The organism is Paenibacillus sp. FW126-R14 (assembly GCF_058789495.1).
On record NZ_JBYTBS010000026.1, the window covers coordinates 1 to 12,014 of the forward strand.

Genomic DNA, 12,014 nt, shown 5'->3' on the forward strand with positions numbered 1-12,014 from the left:
ACATACTTTCTTTTCCATACAATAAAATTAATTTGAAATAAGAACAAACGTTTGATAGTATTGAACTAGATTTATTTTTAGTAAAAATGGTGTATACTGGATATCAATTAATAAAAGAGGTGTTAATAATGAACGATGCGTTATGGTTAGCGTTATCTAAAATTAGCGGTCTAGGAATAAAAAGACTTATAAGTTTGTACGAATATAACCACCAGCTCTCACTTTTCGACCTAGCTTCAAAATCGTTTTACAGTGAATTAAAGAATATCGTTAAAAGCAGTGAAATAGTTGATACTCTTCAAGACATTTCCTATATGCAGGGTCTTGTCCAGTCTGCAGAACAATTAATTGAATCACATAAGAAAAAAGGAATCCAAGTCATTCCTTATATTAATGAGCAATATCCGACACTTCTCAGACTTATACCCGACCCTCCTATAGCCCTATATTGTAAAGGAAACGTCAAGGCTTTAAGTACCACAGAAAACATTGCCATAATAGGAACACGTAATCCGACTGATGTTGGTCTAAAAGTTGCAAAAAAAGTATCCTATATGTTTGCCAAACGAGGTTTTACTATAGTCAGCGGTCTTGCTCTTGGTATCGATGCAGCTGGTCATCAAGGAGCTTTAGATGCAAATGGAATTACTATTGCGGTTATGGCTGGGGGATTAGATAAGATTTACCCCAAAGAAAATAAAAACTTAGCAGATGACATTGTTTCAAAAAATGGTTTACTGATATCTGAGTATGCTCTGGGCACTCCTATGCAAAGAAGTTCCTTTGTGAAGCGAGATCGTATCCAAAGTGGTCTTTCTCTTGGAGTTTGTCCCGTGCAAACCGATATTGATGGCGGCTCTATGCATACTGTTCGTTATGCAGATGATCAAAACAGGATTCTTTTCTGCCCTAAAATACTTGAAGATGAGAATTTACCTGTCTATAGAGGCATTACTAAAGTAATAAAAGATTACAGTGCACCGATAATTGAAAATGAGCACGATTATGTAAAAATAATAGATATACTAAAAAATAACATTAATAATAAATTTCCCGACCTCATTAACAAAAAAAATCTACAAAAATCTACAAAGAGTACAAAGAAAATTCCGAACCATTTAGAAGCTCCAGAACAAGTGAGTTTTGATGTTCTTACGGTTAACTCCAATCAAAACCAACCTAATTTACACAGTAAAGAAAATGACAAATACAATTTTTTCATTATTGAAGTAAAAAAGTTAGCAGAAAGAAATGGCTTGAACAAAGAAGAATTTATAAGAAAAATTGAAGAGTTGTGGAATGAGGCGAAATAAAAGTGCAGATAAAAGGTGTCATTTTTGATTTAGACGAAACTGTAATGAACACGAGATTTTTAAAACCATTTCGTGACGAACGTAACTGGCAAGCTTGTTATGATAGGTTTACGCAATGTACCTTTTACGACGGAATAAAAAATATTTTAGAAGAACTACATGCAAAAGACATTCCGATAGGTTTTGTTACAAATTCACAGGATACGTATGCAAAACGACTATTGGATACTCATAAAATTAAATACAATTCATTAGTTGGATACTTTGGAGCTGATAGAAGGAAAAAACCAGATCCACATGGTATGTTAAAATGTTCCTCTGCACTTGGCATTGCTCCTTCAAATATCGCATCAATAGGAGATGATGCTAATGATATCATTGCAGCTAACAAAGCTGGCATGATTTCTGTCGCGGTTACATGGGGAGTTTCTAACATAAATGAACTGAGGTCCGCAAATCCAGCCATCACATGTTCTACTTCAAACGAACTAATTAATTTCTTATTTAATAATAATGCGTAACACAAAAGAGTACATCCATTCGGATGTACTCTTTTGTGTTACTAGCAATTTATTTATTGCCTATTCAATATTTCCCGAAAGAGCTTTCAAAACCTTAAATACCATAAAGATAATCAGAGCAGAACTCATTACATTCTAAATGGTATCCCACTAAATTTTAAAAAATAGAACAAACTTGATTTCTTAATTATCAGGATAAGCGTTTCTTGTGTCTTCAAAAACACCTTTTGATTTAAACTCATAGACTAACTTTAAGATCTACTCAGAGTTAGTCTCATAAATGTCAATTCCATACCACACTTATTCAATACCGATATGTATTCCTGAAGGAACTAGTTTAATATTTATTTTACAATAAAATTACCAATGAAAGGTAGATCCAAAATTTTATATCAATTTAAATTTAGCTCTTCTTTTGATAAATCCCACTGATTAAAATCACGCTCTGTTTTACCGATACATAGCACCTTTATTTCATCCAAGCTTAATTCGTAGCCCCCAAGCAAACAATTAATTGCGTTTTCAATCGCTTCTCCACTCGTTGTTACATCATCAACCAGTAAAATATTACCTTCAGGAAGATGTACACCTTCCTTTAGTTTGTAGGTAGATTCACCGATGCGCTCTAAACAATCTATTACTCGACACCCAACGTGCTCCTTCATCCGCTCTGCGAACTTGTAGACTAACTCTTTAGAGGAAGCAATTGGCACAACACATGAGACGTCAATATATCGAGCGTACTCCTTTAAAGCGCCGTTTAAATCCCGTAACAGATAATACCATGCTCCAGTTCCCCTGTATTTCGTACTATATATCGATTTACCATTCTCAATGTACTTTAAATGATCCCGGTCGTCTTCATCCCAATCACGATCACCTTCGGCTGGCATGTAAGGAATAACATAATGTACCGTTACTCTTTTAAATCTAGATTGAATCGATAATACCCAGTCATGTGTATACATACTTTAGTCTCACTCTCCGTGTATTCAATAGGTTAGTAGATGTCATTATACAAGAACTAAATGAACATTACTGTCGAAATATGTCACAAGAAAATATAAAATTTCTTAACAAAAAAACATGACCGAATCACTAAAGATTACGGTCATGTTTTTTTGTTAAGAAATCTTTTTGTATTGTCCCATTATCTCGTTACAACGTTATATTACTAGGCATCGTTGTAATTTAATATTGACTCGAGATTGAGATTGTTTGACTATGTTTTCTACATTCTTGCCCTTTTTAAAAGTGCGCACAAGTGCAATCCTCAATAAAGTAATCTAGTAGAGGCGGAGTCAATGAGGTATATGTTGAATCGATGACATTTAATATCGATAAAAAGCAAATTACTAGTGAGCAGGTCAATCTCTTTAATTGGCTCGCCTGTGTGGCGCTCGGCACTTATCCTACGGTGACTATAGATCCGCTTATCAGAACTGCGTTAACAAATACGCCAAATTCAACCTCGCTCCAGTAATGATAGAAAAACTCTAATATAAGTAACGTCGTTACTGACAAGCCTGGCAAATGTAATAGGTGTTCCAACCTATATGACCAGTAAGTAACCATTGTAACTAATCATAAGGCTTTCTTATTACCATCTTTTCGCGGCATAAACTTGTTTTAAAACACCAGTCATATTGATTCGGTACTGCAGTAGCTCTGTGCTAACCTGGAACTGGTCTGCGATATTTTCTTTTTTCATTCCTCTTTTAAGCAAATGAAATAAAGCAGCTCGTGGCAATAACAAGCTCCCCGCTAACCAATCCGCTTCATCTTCATGATCAGAGTCGTAAGTTCGAACAGGGAAAGCAAGGTTCACGATTCGTGATGGAACGTGATTACAAATCAAGTGAGCAAGTTCGTGCATAATGGTATTCGTATTCCGTCTAACAGGTTGATTCGAATTATAAAAAACCATATGTTTCCCTTCCCCTACAGGTAGGGTAAAGGCGTCCCAGCAGCTCGGATCGTTTCTATATAGCTGCTGTCGGTCTTCGTCTGAAATGTTAAGAATTGAAGCATCAACGACTGGTACTTCTAAATGATTGGATAGCGCCTCCCAGGTAAGAGCCTCATATTCTTTTAATCCAAGAATTTTACGAAACCGACTAGCTTCTTCTTCACACCACGTTTTAAATCCTTTTCTCATTGTACCTCGTCTTTGCCAGGTTTTTTCGCAAATGTGTCGTACGCCACTTGAATCATCCGCGATAAGGCTTCTGCGCTTTCTGGGCTGAGCGCTTTATCCGCGCGCAAATGCGCAGATATAATTGCTGGCGTATCCATTCCCTGCAAATTCAGTCCTGCAATGACATTTGAATCATCTTGTTCTGTTTCATTCATGAAACGACTTAGCGGCACCTGCAACCACTCGCATAACTTTTGCAGCGTTTCTAAATCCGGTATCTTTCCCTGCTCGACACGCGAGAGCGTGGAGGGGCTTACTCCGGCTTGTTTCGCCGTTTCTCGGAGTCCTGTCTTTCCGCGCTTCGCTTTAACTAAAGCACTTAGTTCCTCCATTTTCATGTTTTGCTTAGACATAAAAACCTCACCTTCGTTTCTTTTGTGAGACACCGTTTGACAACTGAAACGATGTATGTTTATAATACTCGTATCAGGTGTGTTTCAGATATAAGACAGTGTATCACACATGATGATATGCCACAAGTGGAGAGGAGGAAGTAACAATGGCTACTAACGGAAAACCAGGTAATGGGCGTCATGGAGCAGTCACTGGAAGAAGCCAGTTTCAAGCACCTAACGGTAATTGGGTAAAACGTGATACGGCAACTGGTCGTTTTATGGACCAAAAAACGAGCAGCGCCTCCCCATTTAAAGGCGTAAGAAAAGAAAAATAAACGAGAAGGATTGGTGACGAAGATGAAACAAATCATACTGCAAGACCTCACAGCCGTTGTTCATGGTACTTCCCGTTATAATGGCGGGAAATGGGATACAGTCAGCGTACAGACGCTGCTAGTGCTGGACGAGCCTCTTCCAGCTGACGTGAGCTGGTACGTTCCATCAGGCGTATCTGTGCCGCCGGAAGTTCTCGCCATCTTCAATGCAACAGGGCTTAAAATGTTCCCAACGCTGGAGTCGAATATCCTTGCCGGCACAGAGGACATTGGAAATCAAGCTCAGGAAGGAAATCTTGCAGAGGTAGAAATTGACGCCGCGCGGTTTATGCTTCGTGCCATTATGAAGAAAACGCCCCTGATTCCGATTCCAGATGCGCCGAACACGTACCTTCTGAGCTATGATTATAAGTTATATCCGGTACACGATGTTCCGAACGCATTTGAATTTGCAGTACGCCTCCCATTCGACGGATTAACATTTTTTCCGCAAGGCGGACGTGTACAAGTATCGTTCCTTGCACCAGTGGGTGCCCAAATCGATGATGCCGCAACGTACGGGCGCGATGAGAATGGTGTAGAAATCGCCGAGCAAAAAGTTCACTTGGCAAATGCAAATCGGTTTGCAGTTAACTTCGGCTATCAAATCGACCCTGATTTCATCATCCGTTATGTGTACTAAAAAGAAAAACCCTTAACGATTACGTTAAGAGGTTTCCGCAGGAATTTGGGGCTATACATAGATTGTTTTATCAACGACTTTGGCGAGGGTTAATAAAACAGAACAGTTAACAGTCAATTCTCTGTGTAAGTCCAAATTCCTGCTCACTTTTTATAAAGGAGTAAAATTTATGGGCGGGATCTTAGAAATGATTGACGAACACCGCAATAAATGGCTTTTTCTATCGGTGTTTGTTGTAACATGCTTGCTTTCATACTACGCAATTGAATTGATAGGAACACTTCCGAAACCAGAAACGTTTATGGAATTAATCAAATTCTATTTCAAATCACCATTTGATTACTTAGAAGTCACGTTTATATCCATGTTTGCTTTTTTGCTTTGCGCCCTTACATCAGCAGTATCTATTCGTTCTGCTTACATAGATGAGCATCTTTCTATCTGGGGCAAACTTATGCTTACAGCTATTGGCATTGCCGTCCTGGGGCTTGGGGTTTATTTTTTGATTTATTTCTCTTGGCTGTTGATTGTTCTCTCGGTGATAGCGTTAATGTTGTGGTCATCAACATCTAATGAGAAACGTAGCAATCGAAGACGTCGACGTTATTATTAAATTTTATCCATCATAAACTTCCGACTACACTCAGCGGGAGTTTTTCGTATTTACATTCTTCTGAAAACCTCTTCTTGTAATGCGGTCTTTCCTGAGGCTAACATTTTTTTCCGCATAGGATGGTGAGGGAATTTCTCCATCAATTTATTAAATGTCCCTATGGCATTTTCTTTACTATCAGGACAACCGATATAAATAATTTCTTCTGGAACCTTTCCCCATATACAATCTCTGCTAGTTCTGGGTCTTCGCGATTGCGTTTCGATATAAAGGTCAGCTACCTCTGCATGAGTCATTGATTGTATAGATTTCAATCTTCTCATTAAGTTAAAGTACGAATGGGACTGACTTACGTCAATAATGTCACCTTCAAATACATTCCATGCGTGATGTATTGCTTCATCGGCTATTATCATCCAGCCGGAATAAAATTCAATTTCAAGACCGCGTTCTCGTCCGTTTTCAACAACCTTTTGAGTATTCGAATAGCATCTGCCCATTTCAAAACGGTCTTTATCTAATGCATTCACAAGTTCAACATTTATCAAGGTAGGTTCGTCGGTGTTTGAATTTCGGAAAATCTTTGCCCCTCGTATATCTCTGACTGGATATTTTCTTGTTCCAATTATGATTTTTTTCCTTTCAACATCAAATGCGAATTCATTCATGTTCATAAAGAAAGTCCCCTTTTACATGCCTCTATTTAACATGCCTTGCTTGCATTTTTACCATAAAAAGCAATCTGTATAAGTACAAAAAGAAAATTTATAAATATCTCGAGGAAACGCGAGATTTGTATACTTTCTCTACCATTTTCGTAGTTCCATCACGTTTCTAAAAATTGAGGTGCTTATATTTCAAAGTAAAAAAAGACCCCTTTGTAGGGGTCTTGATAAGTATATTTTGTATTTGGGCTAGTTAGATAAATCTTAGCTTCAAAAACGTTTTATACGTAATAGAACCGCATAATCAGTTTTTCATGAAATTAATCATGTGCACGCATGCATCGCCCTCAATTCCCAAATACAATATTATTTTAACACAAAGTATATTGCATTTCAATACGAGACTATGTTTTCGGAATTATTTTCACTCCAAATTTGTCATGCTTATTCATTCCACCGTGGTAACGTGAAATTCTAATTGGGGTTTCTATGTTGTATTGGTGTTGTGCTTTCCCAGCAGCTTTTCTCACAATACTATTTGGAATAAAATCAGCTAACTGCAGCCCGGCTACATTATCAGTTTTTAATGGGAAATGTATGTTTACAATTAAATTTTGTACCGTTTGGGGACTAACATACATTGTCCCCATCACTTCAACTTGGTTAAATCTTCTACGAACAATATTATCTTGTTTATCGCCAACAGATTCGTAATATACATATCCAATACCATTATTTCTTTTTAAAAAATGGCAAAAATTTTCAATAAGCACTTGCATAATAATCAAAGATTTATCAGGTAAAAATGTTCTATCATAGTGACGGTGTAATTCATCTTCGATTACACATCCACCTAAAACTGTTATTTCAGGACGATTTACAATCGCAGCTAAGCCACTATAGAGAATATTGTTAGGTCTAGAATTTTGAAAAATTCTATATTGGGGGTCAATTGAACTTAATTTGCGTGAATTCCTTGAATTGTTAGCAAACCTAATATCCATTTCGTGTAGTATGTAATCTGTTCTCCCCCATAATTGGTTCTTTATTCTGTTGACTTCTGTGGTTACAAATGTATCGTGAAAATCTTTTTTCACCACAATACCTGCAATACAAAAATGCTTATTTGTCCAAACCCCAGTTGTGGTTTGATCATGAGTATCGCTTTCATCGAGATATAAATGATAAATATCAGGCATCTGGTCATCCTCCATTCAAGGAGACATTCGACAAAAATTATGTTTTTCCTTCATTTTATTCACATAAGTTTCGTTTAATTAAATGGATAATTTGAGAATGCATTGGATAAATTATATTAAAAATCAAGTGAGGTGAGAAACGTGCCAAAAAAAACAAATGAAGAATTTAAAGAAATGACAATAAATCAAATTTCGCTTTATGCAACCGCCCACCCTTCAGAAGGTGCTAGAATATCAAAAATTCACGCTACAGCTGCGACTGATTCATTACAAAAATATTTTGATTATCAGTTGAAAAAAGTTATGAAAATAGCAACTTTGCAAGTCCCCTCAGAGAATTGAAGCAACTTCGTTTGAGATAATCGACATTACGAGTCTATTTGATTAAAGCACAAGCACCCTGAGGGTGCTTGTGCTTTAAAGTATTTAAATTTTATCTAATGCCGAAACAATACCGGTAATTTTTCCGACCGACCTCATAACCCAAACGACTCATTATCGTTTTTTTTAGATCGTCAATATCTTTATTGATAAAATCTCTCACGTCTGATTCGGCTAACTCCGGTCGATTTCCTTCCACTCTGCGATTCAACGAGAAAATGAAGATGACAGTTCAATAATGTTTTGAGCACCTGTAACTTCCAACAATTCGCTAATAATGCCGTTTATATTTCGAACATGCTCTCCAATTAATTCTTTTTCATCCCCTGTCACCATAAGCGGGAGCAGTACTTCTGATATTTTTCTGATCTCATCTATCTGTTTAAATACAGCAAGTGACACCGCCAACACCGCCTTATGTTAAGCTTAATCGTGTTCATTGGTTACGAATATTTTGGGCTAAATTTGATTCCTCCAACAATGAAGTTAACTTATCATGTTTCTAAGTAATCATTTACAAGCAAAAAACTTTTGCCAAGATCGTTTAATTCCATAGTCAAACGATAGCGAGCCACCTCTCCATCTTCCGTGTAAGGACGTATGTTGTTCGTATTCTTCCTTTTGCGCCAATCGCGATAACACTTTGGATCATAGTAATATTTATCATCTTCTTTATCATAATACGCTTCTTCCAGCTGAAACTGCTCCAAATCGTAGTCCTCATAAAAGTCACTATCAACATTTACGTTTGCCCAAGGAAAAGTTCGTTTAAATCCTTCTTCATACGACATGTTCCCCCATAAAACAGTCCACCTAAATGTCTGCTTTTCAGCAAGCGTATCGCTATCTTGAATGCTTACATTTAAATGACCAAAACCGCTGGATTTATTTACCCACTCTTCCGCTTCTAGAATAACGATATTTCCTTCACATATTTCGTCCATAAGCGGCTTCGCGGCAACTAACGTTTGCAACTTTCTTTCGTAATCAGTTATGTTTTCCGCAATTTCAAGAAGTAATCCCTTAGAATCAGCACCTAAGACTTGATTTTTCGGCACTTCAATCTTCCAAGTCTGTCCTTCTTTAACGATTTCAGCAGTTTCTTTTGTTACATGTACCCAGTAGCAAATATTAGTTTTTATATCGCAGAGAACAAGAAGCACCGGTACAGCATACTCAGTCCAATAATTGTACTGGGCTAGTCCCCCGCGAAAAATAAAACAGTCTTTTGTTTCTTCTTTAAAAAAACTTTTTCCCGATTTTATTTGAATGGCTAAAAGCTGCCCCATTGCTTCTTCATTGGCAACTATCTCGGCTATGGCATCAATACCAGTGTCATTTTTAACTTGTTCTCTGAAAAGCCATCCAAGATCGTCTTCAATAGCCTCAGCGACGAGTCGTACACCCTTATTACAAGTTTGCTGGCTTTTTGGAACTTTCGGTCTGTTCATTCGGTGCCACTCCTTTGAAATAAAGTATAACTTATAAAATCGTTTAAATGAAACAGAAACAGCAATGCCTATGTAATTTTTGCATTCAATTATGGATAGGAGCAAGTGAAACCGAGACGTTGCCCGAAACCATGACATTTTATATCGATACTCGGTTCACGACTAATCAGGTGAATCGATTTAAGCGAATTGCAGGCGCAGTTCTTGCAAATTGCTACTCCATTACCAGGATTTCTTCTGAAGGCGATGATACATCCACCTATCCAGAACTGCGTCAGCGAGTACACCAATTTTTGACCTCGGACCGATTTGGTTTAAAGAAATGCAACGTAACGGCGCCGCTACCGCAGCGTTCGGATTGAAGAATTTAAAACCCAGAGACGAATTCGCAAACTGTTCACAATCAATGCAATACCTGATTATCAGAAACTATATATTTCAATTCCCCCTCTGATCAACTTAAACAGCAGAAATTAAGACAAAGAATAACTGCTTGTTCTCAAATTGGTGGTATATAATATAACTATGTCCACCTTATCTATAAAATGGATTGGAGTTGTACTAATTCGTGTACGAGAAATATACAAAAAAAACGAGAATAACGAAGCTATACTCTCTTGATATTAAAGATGAAAATTACGATGCGAATGTCGACACCAGTATGAGGCAATACAATACCATAATTAAGGAATTAGGCTTAGTGAATGAATCGAATGAAGCTGATCTTTTGATTACATGGTTAAATGATAAGAATGTATCATCATTAAAAACTCTAACGGCAAAGGTCAGAAATAAAGAAATATTTGAGGCGGATTTACGTGATATTTTACAATTGCAACAATCGTTTTATGATATGCTCGAGCCCGCAATTTTTAAGGATACATTAGTGACTTGTCGTAGCTCATCAGATCTGGATATAGTCATGAACGAATTGAAATGGCGTTATAGCGCTCATGTACCTCCTTCTCACACTACAACGACCTGGAAGGATTCGTTGCTTCATAAGGTAATTGAGCAGTCAAAGAACATAAACAATGAAATCGATAGCACTTTAAAACTTATAAACGAGTACTATGATAACCCCGTCAAATTACTAAGGATTAAGGAATTCAACGCAACGGTGACAGAAGCCCTTATAAGATATGACCAAATAAAATCCAATCTAAAACCATCTAATGTAACGCAAAATAAAAATCCGTTTTTAGCTTTATATCATTACATGAGAAATTCCTACATTAGAATTTATCACCCCATACGGTTACCAGACATGCGTTATTTTGATAAATGCAAAACGTTCGACGTTTCTTATGAGAAGAAGGAATGCTACAGCTTGCACGACACAGCATTGATTCTTACAATTTTAATATCCGGTGGCTCTTTTACAAGTGAGTCATCCGTAAAAAAAAGCTATGATAATTTAAAAAAATGTTTTCAGAAAAATGAAATTTTAAAAGACTACAAAGTAGACGGGCAATTTCATTTTCCCAATGTCGCTATCCCCCTGTCTCATTATTTTTATCTACGTAGGAAAAACAAGCATGATGAACTGGATACTGATAAGTTTTTTGGTATTAACCGCACAGTCCAATACAGAATTCAACCAATGCTGCAGGTTTTACTTAACGGCGATCGTGATGTTATGTATGGCATTTTACGATATATAAATTTTGTGAATAACGAATTTGAACATATCATTACTTCAAAAAACCACAGTTATCAATCAAATTTGCTAGATTTTTGGTTTGAAACCATCACACATATTCGCGCTATTACAATGGGACTTGACCGACAGAAATTAAGGCGCTTCTTTCCAACCTATTCATAGCCTGGGGAATATTCAAGAAAAAATCTTTCCGCGCACGAAAAGCTGGCGTTTATTACAATAAAGATATCAAAACGCCGAGGTGATAATCATGACAAAGCGAATTATGGGAAGAATTGTGGCAGTAGAAAAAAAAGTACACAGAGTAACTCATTTGACAACGTCAGTCAAAAAGAAAAATCAAAAAAAGTACAAGAAATATCTGGGAGGTTTTGGCACCTATGTCACAGGCTCCGATTACAATGGAGTAAGCATTAACGTTAAGATCTATATTTTTGACTCCGAAACTTGCCTTGACCCTATAGATATTCGGGATTATATCCTGAAGAAAAACGATGCAAAAATCGTTTCATCCAAGCTGCTCAAATATGTGATCCAGCACAATAAAGGGAAAAAAGTTGTAATTGAAGAAACGGACAAGGGGCTTCGCTTCGACCGCTCACAGCTGGATGTTGTGATGAAATAGTGTTATGCAATGTCTCAGAAAATGGCAAGACGGC

At 37.1% G+C, this 12,014-nt stretch carries 15 protein-coding genes; 8 read left to right on the plus strand and 7 right to left on the minus strand.

Features of this window, described 5'->3' with window-relative positions:
* Positions 1-128 precede the first annotated feature (128 nt).
* The gene (gene dprA, locus AC3WRW_RS17330; RefSeq protein ID WP_492547557.1) at positions 129-1,313 is read left to right on the plus strand and encodes a DNA-processing protein DprA; all 1,185 of its coding nucleotides are present in this window, start codon (positions 129-131) and stop codon (positions 1,311-1,313) included.
* 2 nt (positions 1,314-1,315) lie between these two features.
* Complete coding sequence (locus tag AC3WRW_RS17335; RefSeq protein ID WP_492547558.1) at positions 1,316-1,834, plus strand: HAD family hydrolase; 519 nt, start codon at positions 1,316-1,318, stop codon at positions 1,832-1,834.
* Positions 1,835-2,226: 392 nt separating this feature from the next.
* Here the strand turns inward: AC3WRW_RS17335 and AC3WRW_RS17340 are convergent, their stop codons facing one another.
* From AC3WRW_RS17340 to AC3WRW_RS17350, 3 genes are all read right to left on the minus strand, one after another.
* Positions 2,227-2,802 carry a phosphoribosyltransferase gene (locus AC3WRW_RS17340; RefSeq protein ID WP_492547559.1) on the minus strand — a complete coding sequence of 192 codons (576 nt, stop codon included), beginning with the start codon at positions 2,800-2,802 and terminating at the stop codon, positions 2,227-2,229.
* Positions 2,803-3,434: 632 nt separating this feature from the next.
* Positions 3,435-3,992, minus strand: a complete 558-nt coding sequence (locus tag AC3WRW_RS17345) for an ImmA/IrrE family metallo-endopeptidase (protein ID WP_492547560.1) — start codon at positions 3,990-3,992, stop codon at positions 3,435-3,437.
* A complete protein-coding gene (locus AC3WRW_RS17350; protein ID WP_492547561.1) occupies positions 3,989-4,384 on the minus strand; it encodes a helix-turn-helix domain-containing protein in 396 nt (131 codons plus the stop codon). Before AC3WRW_RS17350 ends, AC3WRW_RS17345 begins: the two co-directional genes overlap by 4 nt.
* Before the next feature lie 146 nt (positions 4,385-4,530).
* On the opposite strand from AC3WRW_RS17350, the gene AC3WRW_RS17355 reads away from it, so the two are divergent.
* The 3 genes from AC3WRW_RS17355 (at position 4,531) to AC3WRW_RS17365 (ending at position 5,996) form a co-directional block, all read left to right on the plus strand.
* On the plus strand, positions 4,531-4,701 hold the full coding sequence (locus AC3WRW_RS17355) for a hypothetical protein (protein WP_492547562.1): 171 nt from the start codon (positions 4,531-4,533) through the stop codon (positions 4,699-4,701).
* Between the two features lie 22 nt (positions 4,702-4,723).
* Positions 4,724-5,383, plus strand: a complete 660-nt coding sequence (locus tag AC3WRW_RS17360) for a hypothetical protein (RefSeq protein WP_492547563.1) — start codon at positions 4,724-4,726, stop codon at positions 5,381-5,383.
* 169 nt (positions 5,384-5,552) lie between these two features.
* Positions 5,553-5,996, plus strand: a complete 444-nt coding sequence (locus tag AC3WRW_RS17365) for a hypothetical protein (protein ID WP_492547564.1) — start codon at positions 5,553-5,555, stop codon at positions 5,994-5,996.
* Positions 5,997-6,046: 50 nt separating this feature from the next.
* On the opposite strand, the gene AC3WRW_RS17370 is transcribed toward AC3WRW_RS17365, so the two are convergent.
* Positions 6,047-6,670 carry a hypothetical protein gene (locus tag AC3WRW_RS17370; protein ID WP_492547565.1) on the minus strand — a complete coding sequence of 208 codons (624 nt, stop codon included), beginning with the start codon at positions 6,668-6,670 and terminating at the stop codon, positions 6,047-6,049.
* Between the two features lie 395 nt (positions 6,671-7,065).
* Complete coding sequence (locus AC3WRW_RS17375) at positions 7,066-7,860, minus strand: DUF3800 domain-containing protein (protein WP_492547566.1); 795 nt, start codon at positions 7,858-7,860, stop codon at positions 7,066-7,068.
* A 141-nt stretch (positions 7,861-8,001) separates the two neighbouring features.
* Between AC3WRW_RS17375 and AC3WRW_RS17380 the strand changes: the two genes are divergently transcribed.
* Positions 8,002-8,202: a hypothetical protein gene (locus AC3WRW_RS17380; protein ID WP_492547567.1), complete on the plus strand. Its 201-nt coding sequence runs from the start codon at positions 8,002-8,004 to the stop codon at positions 8,200-8,202.
* A gap of 246 nt (positions 8,203-8,448) precedes the next feature.
* On the opposite strand, the gene AC3WRW_RS17385 is transcribed toward AC3WRW_RS17380, so the two are convergent.
* The gene (locus tag AC3WRW_RS17385; RefSeq protein WP_492547568.1) at positions 8,449-8,643 is read right to left on the minus strand and encodes a hypothetical protein; all 195 of its coding nucleotides are present in this window, start codon (positions 8,641-8,643) and stop codon (positions 8,449-8,451) included.
* A gap of 92 nt (positions 8,644-8,735) precedes the next feature.
* On the minus strand, positions 8,736-9,692 hold the full coding sequence (locus tag AC3WRW_RS17390; protein WP_492547569.1) for a DUF4365 domain-containing protein: 957 nt from the start codon (positions 9,690-9,692) through the stop codon (positions 8,736-8,738).
* A gap of 568 nt (positions 9,693-10,260) precedes the next feature.
* Between AC3WRW_RS17390 and AC3WRW_RS17395 the strand changes: the two genes are divergently transcribed.
* Positions 10,261-11,517 carry a hypothetical protein gene (locus tag AC3WRW_RS17395; RefSeq protein ID WP_492547570.1) on the plus strand — a complete coding sequence of 419 codons (1,257 nt, stop codon included), beginning with the start codon at positions 10,261-10,263 and terminating at the stop codon, positions 11,515-11,517.
* A 115-nt stretch (positions 11,518-11,632) separates the two neighbouring features.
* Entirely contained in the window at positions 11,633-11,980 is a 348-nt protein-coding gene (locus AC3WRW_RS17400) for a hypothetical protein (RefSeq protein WP_492547571.1), read from the plus strand.
* Positions 11,981-12,014 lie beyond the last annotated feature (34 nt).